We start from the raw sequence: 22,106 nt of genomic DNA, 5'->3' as shown, positions 1-22,106 counted from the left end.
CTGTATCAGATATTCCTTACCTACACCATCTCTGATTCTGCCTGCATCATCTGCTGAGGCTGCGGCTGGAACATGAACAACGAATACACCACATCTCGACGGATGTTGACCATCATATCCAAGAAGAGTTCGTAACCCTCACTCTTATACTCAATCAGTGGGTCTTTTTGACCGTAACCACGTAATCCCACTGATTCGCGCAAGGCATCCATTTGTTGCAAGTGTTCCCGCCACAGAGTATCAATGCGTTGCAAGATAAAGAAACGTTCAGCTTGGCGCATCAGTCCGGGTTGAACTTGGTCAATCTGCGCTTCTTTGAGATCGTAAGCAATTCGCACCTGTTCATGAAGGAAGGCTTTAATCTCAGCGACTGTCATATCTTCTAATTGATTTGGCTGCAAATCTGCTAGCAGATAGACGAATTCTTTGACTTTCTCAACCAACTTTTCTAGCTCCCACTCTTCCGAGGGTAAGTCTACGTTGATGTAGAAGTCAACGATGTCATCCATCGTTTTTTCAGCGTATTTAATCACCTGTTCTTTCAAATCTTGACCTTCTAGCACTCGGCGGCGTTCAGCATAAATAGCACGACGTTGATTATTCATCACCTCGTCATACTCAAATACCTGTTTGCGAATGTCGTAGTAGTAGGTTTCAACTTTTTTCTGTGCGCCTTCCAAACTGCGGGTAAGCATCCCAGATTCGATGGGCATATCTTCTTCCACTTGGAAAGCATTCATTAACCCAGCAACGCGATCGCCACCAAAAATCCGTAGTAGGTTATCCTCTAAACTGAGGAAGAATCTCGTGGTTCCAGGGTCGCCTTGTCTTCCTGCACGTCCGCGCAACTGGTTATCAATCCGCCGCGATTCGTGGCGTTCTGTACCAATGACGTGCAAACCACCAATTTCTACTACCTCATTATGTTCGCGGGTAGTAAATTGTTCGTATTCCTGCTTAACCCGGTTGTATGCTTCTCGCAATTTCTGAATCACAGGGTCGTCGATGGGAGCTTTTTCTGCTGCCACAGCTACCTTGTCTTCGGCTTCCAATTCCGGTAAACTGCGATCGCCATACTCGCGCACTGCAATTTCTACTGCATCTTTGAGCAGTTTTTCTGTTTCTTTTGTCAACTGGGTGGGGAAAATTTCTGGCGAAGCCCGCCAAGTTTTGACTTTCTTACCAGGGACAAAGCCTTGACCACCGCCATGTCCTGTAGGCAATCCGGCTGCTCTTTGTACGCCAAATGCATCTTCATCTTCTGGCATGACGATCCGGGGCATAAAGTATTCCCGCAGCTTTAGACGTGCCATATATTCGGAGTTACCACCCAGGATGATGTCTGTACCTCTACCAGCCATGTTAGTAGCAATGGTAACAGCACCTTTGCGTCCTGCTTGGGCGACGATTTCCGCCTCCCGCTCGACGTTCTCTGGCCGGGCGTTGAGTAATTCGTGGGGAATCTCCAGTTGCTTCAATAGCCGACTGAGAAGTTCGGATTTTTCTACACTAGTGGTTCCCACTAATACAGGTCTACCGAGTTCGTGCATTTCGGCACATTCTCTAGCGATCGCCCCCCACTTGCCTGCTTCTGTCTTAAAGACCATATCAGACAAATCTTCGCGTCTGCGATCGCGGTTGGTGGGAATTACCGCAACTTCCAATTTGTAAATTTTTTCAAATTCCGGTTCTTCCGTTTTTGCTGTTCCTGTCATTCCGCCCAGTTTTGGATACAGCAAGAAGAGATTTTGATAAGTAATTGTCGCTAGAGTTTGAGTTTCTGGCTGAATTTCTACGTGTTCTTTGGCTTCAATCGCCTGATGTAGTCCATCACTCCAACGCCGTCCGGGTAGTACTCGACCAGTAAATTCATCCACAATTACCACTTCCCCATTGCGGACGATGTAATTTACATCTTTGAGGAAAAGTTCTTTGGCTTTAATTGCATTGAAAATGAAGTGCGCCCAAGGATCTTCTGGGTCAAATAAATCTGTGACTCCCAAAAGATTTTCTGATTCCGCAAACCCTTCATCTGTCAAAAGCACGTTACGAGCTTTTTCATCCACATCATAATGCTCGTCTTTTTTAAGTGTGAATGCTATTTCAGCAGCTTGCAGATATTTTTCTGTCGGTCTTTCCACCTGCCCGGAAATAATTAGCGGTGTCCGCGCCTCATCAATTAAAATCGAGTCTACCTCGTCAATCACGCAATAATTGAACGGGCGTTGCACCACATCTACCATTGATGTCGCCATGTTATCCCGCAGGTAGTCGAAGCCGACTTCACTGTTGGTGACATAAGTGATATCGCAATCGTAGTTTTTCTGACGTTCGCTGGGAGTCATGCTTGACTGAATTAGCCCCACACTCAACCCCAAGAACCGATGCACCTGTCCCATCCATTCTGCGTCCCGACGAGCCAGGTAATCATTGACGGTAACGACGTGTACACCTTTACCAGTAAGGGCATTTAAATAACTCGGCAAGGTGGCGACTAGTGTTTTACCTTCGCCGGTTTTCATCTCGGCAATTTGCCCTACATGTAAAATGATACCGCCAAGGAGTTGGACATCAAAGTGCCGCAAGCCTAAGACTCGCCGTCCTGCTTCCCGAACAACGGCGTAAGCTTCTGGCAATATGTCATTTAGGGTTTCGCCTTTAGCGAGCCGTTGTTTAAATTCGACGGTTTTACCTTTTAACTCATCATCGGAAAGAACCTTAATTTCTTCCTCTAAAAGGTTAATTTCAGTAACAGAAGGTTGGTATTTTTTAAGCTTACGAGCGTTGGGGTCGCCCAACAAAAGTTTTAGCATGGCAGGTTATAGAACTGAATCAAAGGGGATGGGAATTAAAGGGTCGGCATTGATTATAAACATTTAACCCAGCCCAAACGTCTTGGTCGTGGATGGGTGTGAAATGAGAATTACCTCAAAAGCAGGATAAAAACTAGCCAATCATTTAATAAACTGATTGGTTTTAACTCTTATCTTATATTTACTCTTTCTTCATAGTATCATTTTGCCCCTAGATGGGGATTGGGGATTGGAGATTGGGGATTGGGGATTGGCTACTAGGCATGGAAAAGAGGAAACGGGGACACTCTGACAGGGAAATAGTATTTGATCGTTTCTTTGGGTCTTCTTCATCTTCCTTGTCCGCCAGTCCCCAGTCCCCAGTCCCCAGTCCCCAATTTTAATTCTTCCACTCTGATGTCAGACGGCGGAAATTGTAATCATTAGCACTGGGATGACAGCTGACACAGCTGCCAACTTGTACGGGACGTGGTAACTCAACTCCTGGATGCAAAGCTTTGAAATAACGCGAGTTGTTGACGCGATATGGTGTTTCTTCGTCATCTAGCTGCACACGGGAGAAAGTCGAAAGATATTTCCACACCAAGATGCGTGGCGGATCGATTAAAGGCTGGAGTTGTGCGCCGTAGTGCTGCGAGTCTTGCAGGATATTTTTCCAAGTTTGGGTAGGTAAAACGGCTGGTGGTATGGCAATGTGACATCTGGAGCAGTTTTCTAAATACAGTTCTTGCCCCAGTTGGTATTGTGCAGGTACTACGTCAACAGTGCCAATTTCAGCGGGAGGAGTCGCACTTTGGGCGTTAGTTGCCAAGGCTAGAAGCCAGCCCATAGCTAAACTCCACGTTACAATTACCAGAAGTAAACCGAAAAATTGGCGTTTGAATTCACGTTCGGCGCTTGGCTGTAGTGCTTGGCGTTGGCGTAGCCCGCCGTAGGCATCGCGGATTTTGCGCTTAACAAAAATTGACATTCCTCACATTCCCAAATATTTAAAAGTGGCGCTTGTGCTAATCATAAGACTTACGCAGTATTGGCAGTGTTTCAAATTTTGCGTAAGTAGTTTTGGCAAGCAACACATTTTTGATATCGATAACAGTAATATAAATATCTATTCAGCGCACCACTGACTATGCAAGGAAAAATGTTCTAGTAGTTTTAACCTGACTCACTAGAAAAATCAGCCACAATATCTCGGATTTCATTTGCACCAATATCTTCTCGGTCAGATTTGGAATAAATCGTTAGTAGCAAAATACTTGTAGGTGACTCAACTTGATAAATAAATCGGTATCCAGCACTCTTACCTTTTTGGATACTACTGTTACGAACTCTCACCTTATAAACAACATACTCCTCACCAATGCCCGCAATGCGATCGCCAACAATGTTCCCCTGTTGTAATTGCTCAATAATTGGTTGAACATCAGAGCGAATGTTGCGAAATCTTTTTGATAGTCTGCAAAGTTCTTGCTCAAACTCATCGGAAAATCGAATTCAAACTGCATTATCACTCTGCATCAATCCTGTCCCATAGCTCACTGATTGGTCTAGTTTGACCAGATTTTGCTTGCTGTAAAGCTCTCCTCAAACTAGCTTTAATCTCCTCAACAGGTGTATCATCAGGGTCAAGCTCTTCTACTTCTGCTTGTTCTGGAACCAACACAATTACCCGAACCTGATGAGGATAAGTGTTTCCCTGAATCGGCTCATCTAAAACTAGGTTTCCTTGAGAATCAATCCTGCCGGTAACTTCGATCGCTTTCATTTATTGTCTACCTAATTTTGTAGGATATCCTAACACGCCCAAACTCTAGCAATTGTACATTTCTTGTGAGGTGGGCGTTTCGCACCCAATATATGCAAGTTAAATGTGGAAGAGCGTTATTAAGGAATAGAAACCGATCGCAATAATCGCTCAACAACAGTCCTTGAATTGCGTCCTCCTCTAGGAATAAGGCGATGGCAAAGAACATGAGGGACGAGAAATTTTACATCATCGGGAATAGCATAATCACGCCCTAATAAAAAAGCTAGCGCTTGGGCAGCCCGTTGTAATGCTAATGTGCCACGCGGACTGACACCAAGAGCGATTTCCTCATCTTGGCGTGTTGCCCGCACCAATTCCAGGATGTACTGTTGCAAGGAAGTTGCCACTTTTACTTGAGAGCAGAGGTAACGCAATTCCTGTACTTCTGCCAAGGTAATACAAGGCTGCAAATTAGCAACTTTGACACCATTTTGGAGATTTTGCAGCATTAGGAGTTCTTCTGCTTCAGAAGGATAGCCCAAACTCAGCGACAACATAAACCGATCCATTTGTGCTTCCGGCAGGGGAAAAGTACCTTGATACTCGATAGGGTTTTGAGTGGCAATGACAAAGAAAGGCTGGGGAACTGCACGAGAGACACCATCGACTGTTACCTGATGTTCCTCCATAACTTCCAGTAAAGCTGACTGAGTGCGGGGTGTAGCGCGATTAATTTCGTCAGCTAATAGCACATTGGTAAAAACTGGCCCAGGAAGAAAACTAAATTCGCCGCTTTTTGGATTCCAGATGTTGGTGCCAGTAATATCAGTTGGCAGTAAATCGGGAGTGCATTGTAGCCGTTGAAACTTGCCATCCAGTGAACGAGCTAGGGATTTAGCAAGCAGGGTTTTCCCAACACCAGGAACATCTTCTAAAAGAGCATGACCACCACCTAACAAGGCGACTAGCACTAAGCGTATTGCCTCAGCTTTGCCAACGATGGTAAGAGCCAGATTTTGTGTTAAAGCGTCAATTTTTTCTCTCATGCGTTGTGGGGAGTGGGTGGGGAGCAGGGGGCAGGGGGAGATGAGGGAGTAAAGGAGTCAGGGAGAAAAATTAATAACCAATGCCCAATCCTCAATGCCCAATGCCTAATGCCTAAATACATTGTTCCCACTCCTAACTCCTAACTCCTAACTCCTAACTTTTAACTTTACGCTCCAGCACTCAAAACTTCTCTAGCAACAACGCAGTCAAGTTGAATTTGTGTTTTCAAGGCTTCGAGAGAAGAAAATTTTTGTTCGGGGCGCAAAAATTTAACTAGCTGCACAACCAGTTTTTTGCCATACAAATCACCTGACCAATCAAATAAATGTACTTCCGCAGATGAATAAGTACCGTTTACAGTTGGACGATTACCGATATTCATAACGCCCAAGTTCTCACTAGGAGCGATATCTGATGTTTCATCAAGAGTGAAAACGCGGACAGCGTAAACTCCTTGGCGGGGCAAAAACTTTTCTTTTGGTAGTTGGAGGTTAGCAGTGGGAAAGCCAATTGTTCTGCCCAATTGTTGACCTTGAACGACATCACCAAGGAGAGTATAGGGGCGTCCTAGTAATAGATTTGCGTTTTCAATGTCTCCCTGCTCAAGGGTTTGGCGGATCAATGAAGTGCTAATGCGGGCATCTTGAGTCGGAGTAGTACTGACGCAATTGGTTTGGGTGGACGAATCACCTGTATAAGTTTGTAAGGGAACGATGGTAACGGGAATATTGTGCTTGGCGGCGAGTAATTGCAAATCTTGAGCAGTACCACTGCGCTTTTCGCCAAAACAAAAATCCTGCCCGATGCTAATTCGCTGGCATCGCAGTTGTTGCACGAGAATTTTTTCGACAAATTCTTCTGGGGTCAACGCAGACAATTCTTTATCAAAGGGTAGTAGTACCAGTTGTTCTACCCCAAGCGATCGCAATTGTTGGACTTTTTCATCCAGTGGCGTTAACAAAGTCCGGGGTTGCCCCGTAAAGAACTCCTGTGGATGGGGGTCAAAGGTAACAACTGTTGAGTAGGTATATTCTTGATTTGTCAGTTGATTTTCCTTTGACTGCGGACTACTAGCTACTGACAAATGACCACCAGCGTGCAAGACTGGTTGAATTACCCTTTGATGACCAAGATGAACACCATCAAACTTGCCAAGGGCAACAGCAGTCGGCGTTAGTAGCCCTTCGCTCGAAAAAGCAACCCGCACAGAACACCCATTTTTAGACAAATTTAGCACGTGAATTCTGAGATTTTAGGTTTATTTTAGCTATCAGCAGGAAGCTACCCTATGGTAAACCGCCTTAAGGAGGACAGCTTTTGTAGTACCAATTTGTCCTTTGTCCTTTGTCATTTGTCCTTTGTCCTTTGTCATTTGTCATTTGTAAATAACCAATGACCAATGACCAATACTTCTCTACGAGAGGCTGCGCCAACGGCTTCTCCCTTCTCTACGAGAGGCTGCGCCAACGGCTACGCTCAGGACAAGCTCAGTACAAGTGACCAATGACCAATGACCAATGACTAGTGTGTCCTCCTGTTGTCGCCCCAATCCTGTGGTCGGCGCTTTGACAACTCTGGGCAGCGCTGTCTCACCGTACAGCCAACAGGGACGCTCTCGCGCTGAAAGCCTCTGATCACCAATCTAATCTAAAATCTCCAATTCCTCCGATCGCAATCTTTAGGTAGAAAATTTGCTAACAGGAAAAGATTCTGATAAGACAACTGAGGTCGGAACCTGAAGTACCAATCCTTCCCGTGCCATAATAGCACCAGGAAATTTTGCAGCGGCTTCTTTGCCTACACAATCCAAAAAATCGTCATCGTGCGCCGGGTCGTGGTGGTAAATCACCAGAGTTTTGACGTTAGCAGCTTGTGCCACTTTTACCGCTTCTTGCCAGGTAGAATGTCCCCAGCCAATTTTCGGGGATTTTGGTGAGTGGTATTCCTCATCTGTGTAGGTAGAATCGTAAACCAGAATGTCGGCATTACGAGCTAGCCACAGCACATTGTCATCGAGTCGATCGGGAAAATGTTCGGTATCAGTGATGTAAGTAGCTGCACCACCACGCCAATTGACACGGTATCCTACAGCTTCACCTGGATGGTTTAAAGGTGCTGTTTCTACGGTAAGGTCATCAATGTGGATTGGTTGCCCCGGTCGAATGTCGTAGAAATTTAAATTGGCTTGCATAATTTGCAAGGGTACGGGAAAGTTCGGGTGCAACATTTGATCGTTGAGGCGCTGTTCTATAGTAGAACCATCAGGTGCGATCGCGCCGTAAATATGAAAGTCATTCCCCTTTACAAACCCTGGAGTAAAGAAGGGAAAACCTTGCATGTGATCCCAGTGAGAGTGGGTAAAAAATATGTGAGCTTCTAACGGCATTTGGCGCAACAGAGATTGCCCCAAAACATGCAGTCCCGTGCCAGCATCGAAAACTAAGCGTTTATCGCCCGCTTGCATTGATATGCAAGGGGTATTACCGCCGTAACGAACAGTGTGTGGCCCTGGGCTGGGGATACTGCCACGAACCCCCCAAAATTGTACGGTAAACTGATTCTCTATCCTAGACATGGGTATTGCTTGCTGGACTGAGCGGGCGATAAATGAAAGAATTGTCACTTATTTTGTCGAAGTTTATGCTGTCTCACCGATTTTGCTAGAGGGAAGATTTCTTGGTAAAACAGCATATCCTGTTTCTGGCTGATTGTGTAAATGTGAATAAAAGACGTCAGTTATAATTTTCTAGGTTTTGGGGTGAATGTGTATCGGTTATTTCAAGAGTGCCCCTACGTTATAGCCTACATTTTTCGTGATGTATTTGAATAACCCCATTTTTGTCTTGATAAATCAAATGATTCCAGGAAAATTGAATTCCCACTCCGATAATTTATCTAATCCAGTTGCGTAAGTAAGATTGTATTGTAACGGAGTAATACTGATGTAGTTTTTACGTACAACCTGCACGTCTGTCGGTACATTTTGAAGCAGATTTAATCCGTTTGGAGGTTCCACATCCTCAATTACCTCTCCGGTTAACCAGTAGTACGTTTTTCCACGAGGATCGACTCGTTTATTAAACACATCAATGTAACGCCGTATTCCTTGACGGGTGAGAGTAACTCCGGCAATTTCTTCCCATTTGACCGCAGGAATGTTGACATTGAGCAACATTAAATCTGGCAGCGGTTTTTGGGCCAACTGGTCTACGAGAACTGTGGCAAACTTAGCAGCAGGTTGAAAGTCTTTAGATGTGTGACTCATAAGACTCAGTGCTATGCTGGGAATGCCTTCAATTAGACCTTCCATTGCCGCAGAAACAGTGCCAGAATACAGAATTTCAGTTCCCAAATTCGCACCTTGATTAATACCAGAGAGAACCAAATCTGGGGGAGTTTCCAATAAAGCCCACAGCGCCAATTTGACGCAATCTGAAGGCGTACCATCACAAGCCCAAGCTTTGACAGCAGGATGAAAAATCTCTTCAACAATTTCGGCGCGAATGGGTTGGTGTAAAGTTAACCCGTGTCCAGTTGCCGATCGCTCTCGATCTGGACAAACTACACTCACATCATGACCAGCCTCTGCCAAATAGTTGGCTAGGGTACGAATCCCTAAGGCAGAAATGCCATCATCGTTGCTAATTAGTAATTTCATAGTCATTAGTCATTGGTCATTAGTTATTAGTTATTTGTTATTAGCCATTTGTCAATGTCTGAGGTCACAAGCAGCAAAAAAACATTTATACTCACTAAATACTGTGGAGGACTTTACCTACCTTTAAGACAAGTTGCTCAATCCCCAAGTCTGGTTAAGTGAGATGTTAGCTGGATTTACGCGCCCTAGCCCAATCATCTCTAATTAATAAACAGAGGTTTGGTTTCAACCCTCACCTTTAGCTGATGTTAATGATATGACTATAAGTTTATTTATCGAGCAGTTCACAGCTTTTGACTATAGACTAATGACTAATGACCAATGACTAATAACTAATGACTAGCAATTTAGAAGCTCAACTTTTAGCACTGCGGCAAGAAGGAGAAAAAGCGATCGCAGCCGCTGATACCTTAGAACGTCTGGAGGAACTCAGAGTTAACTATCTGGGTAAGAAAGGGGAACTGGGGGCACTGTTGCGAAGTATGGGGCAGATGAGCGCAGAGGAACGACCAAAAATTGGAGCGATCGCCAATACAGTCAAAGAATCCCTGCAAACTAGTCTAGACCAGCAACGCACCGCCTTAGAATCCGCGCAAATTCAAGCTTTGCTAGAGGCGGAAACTCTGGATGTAACTATGCCGGGAATTTATAGCCCTCAAGGTCGCATTCATCCCCTCAACGGCATTATCGACCGGGCACTGGATATCTTTGTTGGTATGGGCTACACTGTGGCTCAAGGGCCAGAAATGGAAACAGATTACTATAATTTCGAGGCTCTCAACACTCCGCCTGACCATCCCGCCCGTGATATGCAGGATACCTTTTACCTGCCAGATGGTAATCTTCTGCGGACTCATACATCTTCGGTGCAAATTCGTTACATGGAAAGAGAAGAACCACCGATTCGGGTTGTGGCTCCAGGGCGAGTTTATCGGCGAGATAATGTAGACGCGACTCACTCAGCAGTTTTCCATCAAATAGAACTTTTAGCCATTGACGAGGGACTAACTTTTACAGACCTCAAAGGCACTATTAAAGTATTTTTGCAGGCAATATTTGGCGATTTACCAATTCGCTTCCGCGCCAGTTATTTCCCCTTTACCGAACCCTCGGCTGAGGTGGATTTGCAATGGAATGGGCGCTGGCTGGAAGTGATGGGCTGCGGTATGGTCGATCCAAATGTACTTAAGTCTGTGGGTTATGACCCAGAAGTTTATACAGGGTTTGCTGCCGGTTTTGGTGTAGAACGCTTTGCAATGGTGTTACATCAAATCGATGATATTCGTCGCTTGTATGCTAGTGATTTACGGTTTTTGCAACAATTTTAGGCATACGTAATAGTTAATGTACTGCAACCAAGGTAACAATAAATAATGACCTCATTCTCCAGGTTAGATCCAGTTCTAGAAAGCATCGAAAATTTATCAGTAGATGAACAACAAGCACTAATTGATCTGATACGTCATCGGTTAGCAGAACGGCGGCGTTCTGAAATTGCTGCTAATATCTGAAAGACGGATAATTTATGTTGTCTGTTTGACTTGCATTGCTGTTGCCTTTTCGCACAAGTAACAGCAATGCAAGTCTACGATCGCACCACCTTTAGAGCGAAAAGCTAAATTTCAACTTTTGAGCAATGCTTATCTAAACCCCAATTAAGTAAATTTCTCCAACAGGCTAAATGTTGGCTGTAATGACTGGACTTGAGCAAATAGCGTACTTTGCTCACCAAAAGCAGTCCAATTTTCGTTGGATAAAGGCTCAGAGGCAACAATAACCTGGTTTGGGTGCTTGAGAGAATCACTTGACCAATAAAGAGTAGGGGCTTGTGTGCGGTAAGCGTAGCGAACTGCTGCAACTGCTTGACCATCACTGACAATTATATTGGCACTAAAGCTGGTATCATATTGTGATGCCAATTCAGTCAATTTTTGAAGTGTCGCACGTAAGGCATCAAACAATGTACTGTCTGGAGAAGACTGCCACATTTGCACTAGCAGGGCGAAGATGTGTTCTGAGTCAGTCATGCCTTTAATCAGGTGGTATATGGAATCAGAGAGGCTCTCACGTATTGGTCTATAGAGAGTCTGTTGAAAGTTTGAGATTTCGCCATTATGCACAAACAACAGTTTCCCACTGCGAAATGGCTGACAGTTGCTAATGTCGAGCGATTCACCTATCCCAGCTAATCGGGCATAGCCTACAGTAGAACTAGATTGTACATAGGTGCTCAACTCTTCCAGATTCGGATCGTTCCAAAGCGGGATTGTGTTCCGGTAAATGAAGGGTTTACCCACTTCGTCGTACCAGCCTATACCTACCCCGTCTGCACAAACTACTCCTGATTTTAATTCCAAGGGACTGTAACTTTGTTTGTAAAGTGAATGCTCTGGTTTATACAGCAACTCATCTAATCGGATGGGATTACCAAGGTAGCCAATTAATCTACACATAAAAAACGACGTTGCTGAAAGAGTAAAGAAATTTAGTCACAAGCCCCGATATCAATCGAACCTTTTAACTGTGCAATTACTGCAAAGCATTACTAATTTAACAACTATTTTTTATCTTGTGTATGCTTCAACTGTGACTTTAGTCATGATTTATTTTGTGACTTTTAGAAGGATATTTTCTCAAATAAAAAATTTAATAAATTTAGATACCATTCAAGGAACTAAAAAGCATTGCTATTTTATGCATCTGATTAAATTCAGAAATATTGAATGCTAGTACAAAATCTATCCTTGGTTACACTAATTTTAAAAAATCTAAATTAATCAATCTAATATCATCTGTTGAAAAATGAATTTATAATCACTATTAAAATAATATATTTTCATACTTTACCCATAAGCTAACATATTTTAGGTGCTTTATCGGATTTTTCTTAATATTCAACACTGTTTTATTCCCAAGCATTCCAGATTGTTCCTCTTTACATCTTAGAGATAAAAGTGATTTGTGTAAATTAATCCCACAAAATGTCTTGGAGGAAAAATCAATAACTCAAATTTTCCGTGATGATTTATCATAAATACATCCATCTGTAATTAAAAATATTAAGGTGGTTGGTGAATTACACTAACCACCATGCGTGAGACTTTATTTAACTATTCCTGAATGACCGGGGATATCTGCCAAAGATTCAAATTTACCACCTAAGTATTTGGCGAGAAACTCCTCTGCGATCGCAAAAAAGTGCAAGCGATTTTCTGGTCTGGCAAAACCATGTCCTTCATCACTGTAAAGTACATATTGCACTGGTAAACCAGCTTGTTGCATTGCGTTGACAATTTGATCGCTTTCTGATTGTTTCACCCGTGGATCGTTTGCACCTTGACCGATGAGTAAAGGTTTTTGAATTCGGTCAGCGAAAAATAAAGGCGATCGCGATTTGAGAAACTCCTCTTCTGTCTCCAAGTTGCCAATGCGATGATAAATCATTGCTTTGATCGGTTCCCAATAGGGCGGTATAGTTTCTATCAGGGTAATCAGGTTACTTGGCCCGACAATATCCACGCCAGCAGCAAAGATTTCGGGTGTAAAAGTCAACCCCGCTAGGGTGGCGTAACCTCCATAAGAACCGCCCATAATCGCAATCTTTTGCGGATCAGAAATGCCTTTTTCTACCAGCCAGTTCACGCTGTCAATCAAGTCATCGTGCATTGTGCCACCCCATTCCCGATTTCCAGCATTCAAAAATGCTTTACCATAGCCAGTGGAACCGCGAAAGTTCACTTGCAACACGGCATAACCTCGGTTAGCTAGCCATTGCGCTGTGGGAGAAAAACCCCAAGTATCCCGCGCCCAAGGGCCGCCATGAACCAGCAGGACTGTTGGGAGATTCTGCGTCGGTATTCCCACAGGAGTTGTTAAGTAACTGTGGATAGTTAAGCCATCCCGCGCTTCGTAGGAAATCGGTTGCATTGAAGCTAACTGCAACGTTTCCAGTTTGGGTTGGTTGCTAAAAAGGAAAGTGCTAGTTTTGGACTCTCGGTTGTAGGCATAGTAATAAACTGGGCCATTGTCAGTTCTATAAGCTAAAGCCCAAGTTTTATCTTCCAAGTCGCGGCTAATTATAGAGAATTCTCCAGAACGCACCTTGGCGATTTCCTCAAAATCTGCGGCGATACTGCGATCAATTACCTGCCATTCTTGTTTATCTTTGTAGAAAGAAACTGCTTGAATAACTCGCGTCAGTGGATGAATAATTATCCCCACGACATCATACTGTTCATCTTCAGCAATCACAGTTTCTTTACGGGTTTCTAAGTCAACAGCTAAGAGACGTTTGGCGTTAGCATCATGATTCCCTTGAATATAAAGGGTTTTGCCATCATCTGAGAAACTTACAGAATTTCCTTCCTCCTCTGCCCCCCAATGGCGAAGAATTTCCCACTGTTTATCGGCTTTCTGCAACAATAAATCGTACCCACCATCGGGTGTACTAGCTGTTGCTGCACGTATTTGTAACTGGGCGTTAGATGTCCAACTGATAATGTTACCGGGGTTATCAGTGTCGAACTCTACCGCACCATTTTTGAGGTTGATGCGGTAAACGTCAAACTTTTGAGGATTGTTCAAGTTCAACGCTACCAGCGCTTCATCTGGAAATTTGGGTTCTAGTTCCACAAGTTCGGCCTTCACACCCTGGAATGGCGTTAAGTCACGCACAATCTGGGAGTGAATATTAACCAAGTGGAGGTGAAAGTTCTCGTCGCCATCCGAGTCTTGCATATAAATCAACTGGTCGGCGTTATAAGTCCAGAAGAAAATGCGGATACCACGCTTTTTGTCAGCAGTTAGTATTTTGTCGTCTTCTTGTCCTATAGTTCGCAACCATACTTGCAAGACATTTTTCTCATCAGGGGCGATATATGCCAAGTACTTGCCATCAGGGGAGAGTTGTGGGTTAGTTTTTTCGGGATTCCCAAACAGGATTTCGCGCGGAATCAACAGTGGTAGGGAGGGTGCTTGAGCAGATGACATATTTTTATCCTCTACTTGACTACCCTATTGTTACTTGGTCGTGAAAATGACAATTCATCCTATTGGATGAACCTAGCTGGAAAATAGAGGATAGGGCAATACAGTTGAGTTAAGGAAATTTATCTGTTGAGGCAGGCTGTTCTTGATCTGCGGCAGTTGAAGAAGTAAAACACAAGATATTTGTTGCTTTAATTTAGAGAATTGGTATTAAAATCGGCGATAAGCAAAACTCGTGAATGAGTCTTTTGTAATTGCTGAAATACTTGCTATATATACTTTTTTAGCAGTTTAGCTCTCCCTTTTTTAGAGGTTATGATAGATTCAGGTTTGATTGCTTTGCGCTTTGGAGCCAGAAGCAGTAATGTCTGCGATGGCGTAACCGCCCACCGTAGGTGATCGCGGGTTTCTTGGTTTACAAACGTTATACCAATCTCTAATAGCCTTCGGGAACAGGGACAACTTAAACATTAATAGTACACAAACAAAATATTTTTACGTAAATTTATTGGTAAATAATATGAAGAATATACAAAAATGTATCTTGAAGCAAAAATATCTAAGTAAATACGGTAGTATATGGTCAGTGTTGGGTTATTAAAATATTCTCTATTTTAAAGCTAGACATCTATGCAGAATTGCCCCCAAGAGAGTATAAAAATCTCTTTGCCGATCAACAGTTGATTATTTTCTCTTCTAGCAGGACTTAGACGCTGGCAATAAATTAAATATCAAGTGTAAGTTTTAGGCATTCAATTGTCAGATTTTTTGATGCTTGTTCACTGATTTATATTGAACAAAGATGATTAATTTAGCCTGAAATAACCGATTATCGTTAATTCACACCCTCATTAATTTGTACAGCGCTTAAGGCTTAGATAGTTTGAGATGGTTAGAAAAGTGTTACGTCAAAGCTATTCAAAGGGTGAATCTTCGAGAAATATTCTGCTCCTCAAGAGTGACGGATAAAGTATGCCGAAAACGTCAAATTTCGGCGAGTTTTTTGTGCCCGAAAACAGCACAAACAGCAGTTTGAGAACTGAAAGTTACTGAAAAAAATAATTTACGTAGGTAAAAATCTATGGCAAATATCATTGGAACCAACGGTAATGATACCCTAATAGGCAGCAACTCGGACGACACCATTAATGGTAAAGCTGGTGACGATATCATCAGAGATTCCTATGGACACGACACTTTGACTGGTGGAGGCGGCAAGGATGAATTTTTTTACAACATGTACGACCGCAATTGTATTATCACCGATTTTGGTGGCATAGGTAAAGGCATAAATCCCTCGACAGCAGTCATTGCCGAAGTGGATACCCTAAAATTCCAAGGTGCTGGCTTCACTGCCCAAAATTTGCTGCTGACCCAGAATGGCAACAATCTGGAAATCAACTTTGAAGGGGTGGTCGATTATTTTTATGGACTAAGTTTTGGTGAGCCCTTAGTCATCCTGCAAAACTTGGCGCTGGAAAATCTGGATAACCTCAGTAAATCTACAGGAGCCACTGTAAATTTGGGCAATTTCCTGTTTGATGGGCAGACTAGCATCACGGACAGCTTTGATGTTTTCAATGCCAACTCCACTCAAAGCACTATCTTCAATAAGAACACAGTCACTTTCCTTAACGACCTGAACAATAATGTTAACGGCTTTGACAACTCAAATGATGTTATCAATGCTCAGGGGGGCGATGACATCATTGACGGCTTGAGTGGCAACGACATTTTGAGAGGTGGTGCGGGGAATGATACTCTCCTTGGTGGTGCGGGGAATGACACCCTGAAGGGTGATATGGGCAATAACTCCCTGGTTGGTGGTATTGGTAACGATTACTTGAATATTGTTGAAAATTCAACGGGCAATGTTGAATTTTCAACAGGCAATAACACCCTTGATGGTGGCACTGGTGACGATACCTTAAATGCTGGAGCTTCAAAAGGCAACAACTTACTTTTTGGGGGCGATGGGAATGATTCTCTTTACGCCTCTGACGTTACTGATAACACCGGATACTATTTTTTTAACTCTTCAGGCGATAACACCCTCAACGGTGGCACTGGTGAAGATACCTTGAATGCTCAGGGTTCAGAAGGCAATAACTTACTCTCTGGGGGCGATGGCAACGATTTTCTTACCACCTCTGGTTCTTATGTATATAGAATGTATAGTTTTATCTCCTCAGGCGATAATACACTCAATGGTGGCGCTGGTGATGATAAATTGTATGCTGACTTTTCATCAGGTAATAACCTACTCTCTGGTGGTGATGGCAATGATATTCTGTCCAGCACTGATAATGCCACCTACTATTATGATATGCTCTCTTCAGGCGATAATACGCTCAATGGAGGCGCTGGTGACGATAAATTGTATGCTGATAACATTTCAATAGGCAATGATTTCCTGTTTGGGGGCGATGGCAATGATTCCTTCTATCTAAGTCTCATATCCCCAGATAATGCCCCCTCTAATTTAGTGACTCAAACCGTAGATGGCGGTAAGGGTAACGATTTGTTGAGAATCGATTACACATTGGCTACAGGGGGTATCACTTCGACATTCAATGCTACTAGTAACACTGGCTCAATTACCGCAGGCAGATATCGGGTTAATTACAAGAATATCGAAGGATTAAATATCTCAGGTACAGCATACGATGACAAGATTGTGGGGAGCAATGGCAATGATACCCTCACAAGTGGTTTAGGTAATGACACCATCTATGGAGGAGCTGGTACTGATACCTTTGTTTTATATGGTTACAACGGAGATGTTGATAGTCTTTATGACTTCAACGTTAATAGTGAGTTGATTCAGATATGGACTTATGGTTTTGGCGGTGGTGAGTTATCAATAGGTTCACTTTCAGCAAGTCAGTTTACAATCGGAACATCTGCAACTACTAGCAAAGAGCGATTTATCTACAACAGCGCTACAGGTGCATTGTTCTTTGACCAAGATGGTAGTGCATCTGGGTTTACTCAGGTAAAATTTGCACAACTATCAGCAGGATTGTCATTAACCAACAACAATTTTGTGGTTTTTGAATAGATTTGATAGGTTCGTAGTTGGCGCTGTCTTCGCTAAAGCGCCAAGTACAAACAATCGTTAACCCAAGCGGATTGGGGACTAGTCCTTGGCGTGACCTATTGACGACAATTATCGCAATGTCCGCAACGCAAGTTAGCTGCTTCTTTGTCAAAACCAAAGGCATTTAATAAAAACTGCCAACGACACTGCTTAGTTGTCAGATATTGATGCATTTGTTTGGCGGCGTGTAATTGAGTTGGTGGCTGATTTCTGGCTTTTTGCCCAATGGTGTAATGAAAAGGATCAAGCCAGTTTAACTGACCATTACTGTGGAGTAAAGCTAAGGCGATCGCACCTTCGGGAAATTGTCGGGTTACTGCATTCACTTCTCCCTGTTTTGGTAATTTTTTCACAAGTTGCTGCGCTATTTGTTGTTGCGATCGCATTTGTTGTTGAAAAAACTCCTGTCTTTGCTTATCCCCTGAATCTAACCACCCCGTAGGTTCACTCACCAATGTTAATGCTTCTGCTGGTTTCCCATCCCTTCCAGCGCGACCTATTTCTTGCACATATTCAGATAACAAATGTGGCGCGTGAAAGTGGGCAACCCAGCGAACATCTGATTTATTAATCCCCATACCAAACGCACAGGTACAAACCACAAAAGGTATTTTACCACTTAACCAGCTTGCTTCTACTGCACGGCGTTCGGTTGCACCTAATCCCGCATGATAACTAGCTGTAGCAAAACCCATCTCTGCTAACCATTGGGCTAAATCTTCGCTATCTCTCCGAGTGCGAACATAAACTAATCCCGATTGTTGCGGTCTATTTTGAATAAACTTTAATAATTGTTGTTTCCTACCCCGTGGTGTCCAAGCAATGCGAACGCTGGGATGCAAATTCGGACGGTAGGGATTCAAGCGGAAAATCTCTGGTTGCTGTAATTGTAAAACTGTTTGAATAATTTTTTGGGCTGAGGGGTCAGCAGTAGCAGTAAAAGCGGCGATGCTGATTTTTGTTCCTGGTGGTTTTGATTTGAGCAATGCCGGACGCACCGCCCCTAATCTGCGATAAGCTGGGCGAAAAGTATCACCCCACTGTACTAAACAATGAGCTTCATCTAAAATCAAACCATTAATTTGCAATTGTGGGTGACATAATCTTTCCCACACTGGCACACTTAATAAAGTTTCTGGTGACAAGTACAGTAATCTTAGATGTTGACGTTCTAAAGCTTGCAGAGTTGCACGGCGTTGAGATGAAGGTAATTCACTATGCAAAAGTGCTGCTTTTTGGTGGCTTTCTCGTAGTTCCTGAACTTGATTTTCCATCAACGCCACCAAAGGGGAAACTACCAAAGTTAATCCTGTTTGTAGCAGTGCAGGAAGTTGAAAACAAATCGACTTCCCGCCACCTGTGGGCATAATAATCAGCGCATCTTTCTGTGCCAATAAACTGCTGACAATTTCTCCTTGTGGTGGACGGAAATCTTCATAACCCCAGATTTGTTGAAAAGCAGCGCGGACTTCTTGCCAAGATTTTGTTGTAGGCTGATTCATAATCAATGGTAGATACACCCATATCATTGAATGCTGAATATAGCCTCTGTTATCCAGCTAATGGTTCAGTAATTTCATCATTTGACACTACAAACCACTGACCCCAAGAATGAATTATAATTTTTCAACCTATTAAATAAAAGATATAGCGAGATGAATGAAGAATTAAAACATCGATTTTACATCAACACCGATAAATCTAAATTAGATATTCAAATGGTTCATGATTTTTTACAAACTTCTTATTGGGCTGAAAACATCCCATTAGCCACTGTAGAAAAGTCAATAAACAATTCTTTATGTTTTGGACTTTATGAAGGTAATCAACAAGTTGGCTTTGCGAGAGTCATCACTGATTATGCAACTTCTGCGTTGTTAAAAGATGTTTTTATTTTGGAGCCTTATCGAGGACAGGGTTTAGGAAAATGGTTTGTAGAATACATTTTAGAATATCCAGAATTGCAAGACGTTCAAAGGTGGTTGTTAGGCACAAAAGATGCTCATGGACTTTATCGCCGTTATGGATTTAAAAATTTGACAGAACCGGAAAAAATTATGATGCGTTTAAATGCCAATGCTAATCAAGCTTGAGCAAAGCGGGGGCAAACCAGTGCGTAGGCGTAGCCCGTCGTAGACATCGCTAACCCGCATTGACAGTTAGATTACAATCTAGGTATAGTTTCTCTGACTGGAGTTGTTCATCGGGTGATTCAATCCGATTCAATGACAAAGCATACCAGACAAGTATTACTTAGTGCGCTCAAGGTGGTTGTCTTATGCCTGACACTGTTCCTACTATGCACAAGCAATAGTTGGGCGCAAATCACTACTGACAGCAAAATTGCTCCTCTGATTGAGAAGCTGATAGATAACGATGCCCACATCAGAAGCCTTGCAGCAGATGCATTAGTTAATATCGGTTCGCCAGCAGTGCCGTCTCTGATTGAGGCTTTGAAAAATCAGGATATTAATCTTCGCTGGCACGCCGCTTCGGTTTTAGGAGATTTGGGTGCAGAAGCAGCACCAGCCGTTCCAGCCTTAAGTGCGGCATTGCAGGATGAGGATGGACAAGTCCGTTTGTACGCCACCTTAGCTTTAGGAAATATTGGTACAGCAGCCAAAGCAGCAGTTCCATCGTTGATGGCAGCATTACAAGACAAGGAGCAATTCGTTCGCATTTATGTTCCTTCTGCACTCAGAAAAATTGGTGTAGAAGCAAAAGTAGCTGTCCCAGTATTAACTGCTGCCTTAAAAGATCGTAACCCCACTGTACGTTACAATTCTGCCTACGCTCTGGGTGCAATGGGTACAGAAGCAGTATCTTCTGTCCCGAATTTAATTGCCCTGTTGAATGATAACCAGTTTTACGTGCGTTTAGGTGCTATCAAAGGTTTAGGAGGAATAGCGGCAGGCTTTCAGGATAAAGCAAATGCTTTACCTACCTCCAAGTTGCAGAAAGTCATCTCAGACTTTGAGCAGGTATTAACAACTATACAAAAATACAAAGATAAATTCACAGAGACGGACATTAAGCTGATACGTCGCCCTCTCAATGCCCTGAAAGCAGAAAAAGAAACTCGCCTCTTTGATAGAGTTCTGGAATCGCTATTTAAGCATAAATTACTCTTGGGAATTGCCGCTTACATTATCTTATTGCCTTCTATTTGGTTAATTCTCTTGCGGGTAGCCCCTTTATGGTTGTTGAAAATTAACAACGCCCTCAAACCCTACACAGATTTTTCTCTGCCATTTATCAGCGTTAATGTACCTCTGCGATATGTGCTATTTGTTGGCTGGTTTCATTACCATCCCAGAGTATTAGATGCGTGGGTAGCTAAATATATCAAAGCAGCCCGCGAACAATTTCCCAAAAAGGATACAGTTAGCAGTCGCGCTTGTTATATTCCCATTCCCGTTGTTCTGGATGGTACAACAGTTCCCCAACTGATGAATGAGAATTTGCACTCAACTTTCGAGAAACAGCGTAGTTGTTTAGTAATTGGTGGGGAAGGGGGTATAGGTAAAACCAGTTTAGCGTGTCGAATAGCTGGGTGGGCAATGGCTGAGGATGAAGACCAACAACTCTGCAAACATTTGATGTTACCAGTGCTTTTAGAAGAAGAATTTCGGGTAACTGAAGGTAAGTCGCCGCTTTTAGAAGCCATCAGAGGACAGTTGCAAGCTTTAATTGATGAACCAGAGCCAATTTGTCAAGAATTACTGTTACGTTTGTTAAGAAAAAAACGCATTCTAGTAATTGTAGATCGGTTTTCAGAAATGAATGCCACTACACGAGAAGCAATTGAGCCGGAGTCGCCAGAGTTTCCGGTGAATGCGTTGGTGATTACTTCCCGAATTGAGGAAAAGCTGGGGCGGGTTAATAAGACGATAATTAAACCTTTGCGGATTGAGGCTAATAAACTATCGTCCTTTATGGAAGCTTATCTCATGCAGCGAGGTAAACGCGATCGCTTTACTGACCAGGAATTTTTTGACGCTTGTAACCGTCTTTCTCTGATGGTTGGTCAAAATAATATCACTGTCTTGCTGGCTAAACTTTATGCTGAACAGTTAATCACCAGTAAAGAAGTTGCATCTAATATTTCTGCACTACCAGAGAATATTCCTAATTTGATGCTGGGTTATATCAATGAACTCAATCGTGATGTTACAGACGATCAATTTGATGACCGCACTGTTCATCAAATTGCCAAAACCATCGCCTGGGAATGCTTGCAGCAAAGTTATCAACCAGCAACCGCCAAGCGTGTAGATGCAGTTGCTGCATTAGCAAATTTGGGTATTGATGACCCCGAAGCACACCTCAATTATCTAGAAAAACGCCTGCACCTGATTCAAACTATCGGTTCTGCCAAAGACAGAATCCGTTTCTGTCTCGACCCTTTAGCTGAGTATCTTGCAGGTTGGTATTTAATAGAATTGTATGGCAATAACGATGGCAAATGGCGATCGCATTTTTTCAAAAAGGCAGACGATTTAGTTAAAACAGGCGCACCAGATGCCATCAAAGGCTTGTTGTTAGCAGTGCGAGATTGCTACTTATCTGAGGTTCAAGGTAGCAAAGAAAGGGACTTTGTACCCCAGAAGTCGAGTAAACTGGCTGGTTTTACACCTTCAGTCAATACACCAGCGACTACTGTGCAAACAGTAATACCATGAACGGCATTTTTCAATTTATTAAAATTTATCTCCATCCCCCGATCAGCCTTAATAATAAGTCTTCAATTGCAGA

General features: G+C 43.0%; 17 protein-coding genes and 1 pseudogene. 6 read left to right on the top strand and 12 right to left on the bottom strand.

Features of this window, described 5'->3' with window-relative positions; genetic code table 11:
• Positions 1-20 precede the first annotated feature (20 nt).
• From secA to V7K41_RS13665, 7 genes are all read right to left on the bottom strand, one after another.
• The gene (gene secA, locus V7K41_RS13695; RefSeq protein ID WP_334848900.1) at positions 21-2,813 is read right to left on the bottom strand and encodes a preprotein translocase subunit SecA; all 2,793 of its coding nucleotides are present in this window, start codon (positions 2,811-2,813) and stop codon (positions 21-23) included.
• Between the two features lie 379 nt (positions 2,814-3,192).
• Complete coding sequence (locus V7K41_RS13690; RefSeq protein WP_334848898.1) at positions 3,193-3,783, bottom strand: cytochrome C; 591 nt, start codon at positions 3,781-3,783, stop codon at positions 3,193-3,195.
• A gap of 185 nt (positions 3,784-3,968) precedes the next feature.
• Positions 3,969-4,307, bottom strand: a complete 339-nt coding sequence (locus tag V7K41_RS13685) for a type II toxin-antitoxin system RelE/ParE family toxin (RefSeq protein WP_334848931.1) — start codon at positions 4,305-4,307, stop codon at positions 3,969-3,971.
• A gap of 13 nt (positions 4,308-4,320) precedes the next feature.
• Positions 4,321-4,578: a type II toxin-antitoxin system RelN family antitoxin gene (locus V7K41_RS13680; RefSeq protein ID WP_334848897.1), complete on the bottom strand. Its 258-nt coding sequence runs from the start codon at positions 4,576-4,578 to the stop codon at positions 4,321-4,323.
• A gap of 119 nt (positions 4,579-4,697) precedes the next feature.
• On the bottom strand, positions 4,698-5,606 hold the full coding sequence (locus V7K41_RS13675) for an AAA family ATPase (protein WP_334848895.1): 909 nt from the start codon (positions 5,604-5,606) through the stop codon (positions 4,698-4,700).
• A 167-nt stretch (positions 5,607-5,773) separates the two neighbouring features.
• Positions 5,774-6,844 (bottom strand): bifunctional riboflavin kinase/FAD synthetase, encoded by a 1,071-nt coding sequence (locus V7K41_RS13670; RefSeq protein WP_334848894.1) that lies wholly within the window; start codon positions 6,842-6,844, stop codon positions 5,774-5,776.
• Between the two features lie 441 nt (positions 6,845-7,285).
• On the bottom strand, positions 7,286-8,182 hold the full coding sequence (locus V7K41_RS13665) for an MBL fold metallo-hydrolase (RefSeq protein WP_334848892.1): 897 nt from the start codon (positions 8,180-8,182) through the stop codon (positions 7,286-7,288).
• Between V7K41_RS13665 and V7K41_RS13660 the strand changes: the two genes are divergently transcribed.
• The gene (locus tag V7K41_RS13660; RefSeq protein WP_334848890.1) at positions 8,181-8,315 is read left to right on the top strand and encodes a hypothetical protein; all 135 of its coding nucleotides are present in this window, start codon (positions 8,181-8,183) and stop codon (positions 8,313-8,315) included. The genes V7K41_RS13665 and V7K41_RS13660 overlap by 2 nt on opposite strands.
• Before the next feature lie 143 nt (positions 8,316-8,458).
• Here the strand turns inward: V7K41_RS13660 and surE are convergent, their stop codons facing one another.
• Complete coding sequence (gene surE, locus V7K41_RS13655; RefSeq protein ID WP_334848929.1) at positions 8,459-9,265, bottom strand: 5'/3'-nucleotidase SurE; 807 nt, start codon at positions 9,263-9,265, stop codon at positions 8,459-8,461.
• Positions 9,266-9,600: 335 nt separating this feature from the next.
• On the opposite strand from surE, the gene pheS reads away from it, so the two are divergent.
• Complete coding sequence (pheS, locus tag V7K41_RS13650) at positions 9,601-10,593, top strand: phenylalanine--tRNA ligase subunit alpha (RefSeq protein WP_334848888.1); 993 nt, start codon at positions 9,601-9,603, stop codon at positions 10,591-10,593.
• 45 nt (positions 10,594-10,638) lie between these two features.
• On the top strand, positions 10,639-10,776 hold the full coding sequence (locus V7K41_RS13645) for a hypothetical protein (RefSeq protein ID WP_334848886.1): 138 nt from the start codon (positions 10,639-10,641) through the stop codon (positions 10,774-10,776).
• Between the two features lie 144 nt (positions 10,777-10,920).
• Here the strand turns inward: V7K41_RS13645 and egtC are convergent, their stop codons facing one another.
• The 3 genes from egtC to V7K41_RS13630 all read right to left on the bottom strand — a co-directional run bounded on the left by egtC (position 10,921) and on the right by V7K41_RS13630 (position 14,722).
• Positions 10,921-11,718 (bottom strand): ergothioneine biosynthesis protein EgtC, encoded by a 798-nt coding sequence (egtC, locus tag V7K41_RS13640; RefSeq protein WP_334848884.1) that lies wholly within the window; start codon positions 11,716-11,718, stop codon positions 10,921-10,923.
• Between the two features lie 649 nt (positions 11,719-12,367).
• Entirely contained in the window at positions 12,368-14,254 is a 1,887-nt protein-coding gene (locus tag V7K41_RS13635) for a S9 family peptidase (protein WP_334848882.1), read from the bottom strand.
• A 321-nt stretch (positions 14,255-14,575) separates the two neighbouring features.
• The gene (locus tag V7K41_RS13630; protein WP_334848881.1) at positions 14,576-14,722 is read right to left on the bottom strand and encodes a hypothetical protein; all 147 of its coding nucleotides are present in this window, start codon (positions 14,720-14,722) and stop codon (positions 14,576-14,578) included.
• Positions 14,723-15,332: 610 nt separating this feature from the next.
• Here V7K41_RS13630 and V7K41_RS13625 point away from each other — a divergent pair.
• Positions 15,333-17,312: pseudogene (locus V7K41_RS13625) on the top strand (calcium-binding protein); the annotation flags it as partial.
• Between the two features lie 95 nt (positions 17,313-17,407).
• Here the strand turns inward: V7K41_RS13625 and V7K41_RS13620 are convergent.
• Positions 17,408-18,853, bottom strand: coding sequence for a RecQ family ATP-dependent DNA helicase (locus V7K41_RS13620; RefSeq protein WP_334848878.1), 1,446 nt, complete (start codon positions 18,851-18,853; stop codon positions 17,408-17,410).
• A 153-nt stretch (positions 18,854-19,006) separates the two neighbouring features.
• Between V7K41_RS13620 and V7K41_RS13615 the strand changes: the two genes are divergently transcribed.
• Both V7K41_RS13615 and V7K41_RS13610 read left to right on the top strand, forming a co-directional pair.
• Positions 19,007-19,444 carry a GNAT family N-acetyltransferase gene (locus V7K41_RS13615; RefSeq protein ID WP_334848876.1) on the top strand — a complete coding sequence of 146 codons (438 nt, stop codon included), beginning with the start codon at positions 19,007-19,009 and terminating at the stop codon, positions 19,442-19,444.
• A 132-nt stretch (positions 19,445-19,576) separates the two neighbouring features.
• Entirely contained in the window at positions 19,577-22,033 is a 2,457-nt protein-coding gene (locus tag V7K41_RS13610) for a HEAT repeat domain-containing protein (protein WP_334848874.1), read from the top strand.
• Positions 22,034-22,106: the final 73 nt, after the last annotated feature.

Source organism: Nostoc sp. (assembly GCF_036917415.1).
GTDB lineage: Bacteria > Cyanobacteriota > Cyanobacteriia > Cyanobacteriales > Nostocaceae > Nostoc.
Note: the sequence above shows the minus strand (reverse complement) of the source record. Positions and strands in the feature narration are given on the sequence as shown.

Coding starts and splice junctions, on each gene's coding strand:
- secA (WP_334848900.1), bottom strand. CDS start 2,813: ATGCTAAAACTTTTGTTGGGCGACCCCAACGCTCGTAAGCTTAAAAAA.
- V7K41_RS13690 (WP_334848898.1), bottom strand. CDS start 3,783: ATGTCAATTTTTGTTAAGCGCAAAATCCGCGATGCCTACGGCGGGCTA.
- V7K41_RS13680 (WP_334848897.1), bottom strand. CDS start 4,578: ATGAAAGCGATCGAAGTTACCGGCAGGATTGATTCTCAAGGAAACCTA.
- V7K41_RS13675 (WP_334848895.1), bottom strand. CDS start 5,606: ATGAGAGAAAAAATTGACGCTTTAACACAAAATCTGGCTCTTACCATC.
- V7K41_RS13660 (WP_334848890.1), top strand. CDS start 8,181: ATGGGTATTGCTTGCTGGACTGAGCGGGCGATAAATGAAAGAATTGTC.
- V7K41_RS13665 (WP_334848892.1), bottom strand. CDS start 8,182: ATGTCTAGGATAGAGAATCAGTTTACCGTACAATTTTGGGGGGTTCGT.
- surE (WP_334848929.1), bottom strand. CDS start 9,265: ATGAAATTACTAATTAGCAACGATGATGGCATTTCTGCCTTAGGGATT.
- pheS (WP_334848888.1), top strand. CDS start 9,601: ATGACTAGCAATTTAGAAGCTCAACTTTTAGCACTGCGGCAAGAAGGA.
- V7K41_RS13645 (WP_334848886.1), top strand. CDS start 10,639: ATGACCTCATTCTCCAGGTTAGATCCAGTTCTAGAAAGCATCGAAAAT.
- egtC (WP_334848884.1), bottom strand. CDS start 11,718: ATGTGTAGATTAATTGGCTACCTTGGTAATCCCATCCGATTAGATGAG.
- V7K41_RS13635 (WP_334848882.1), bottom strand. CDS start 14,254: ATGTCATCTGCTCAAGCACCCTCCCTACCACTGTTGATTCCGCGCGAA.
- V7K41_RS13630 (WP_334848881.1), bottom strand. CDS start 14,722: ATGTTTAAGTTGTCCCTGTTCCCGAAGGCTATTAGAGATTGGTATAAC.
- V7K41_RS13620 (WP_334848878.1), bottom strand. CDS start 18,853: ATGAATCAGCCTACAACAAAATCTTGGCAAGAAGTCCGCGCTGCTTTT.
- V7K41_RS13615 (WP_334848876.1), top strand. CDS start 19,007: ATGAATGAAGAATTAAAACATCGATTTTACATCAACACCGATAAATCT.
- V7K41_RS13610 (WP_334848874.1), top strand. CDS start 19,577: ATGACAAAGCATACCAGACAAGTATTACTTAGTGCGCTCAAGGTGGTT.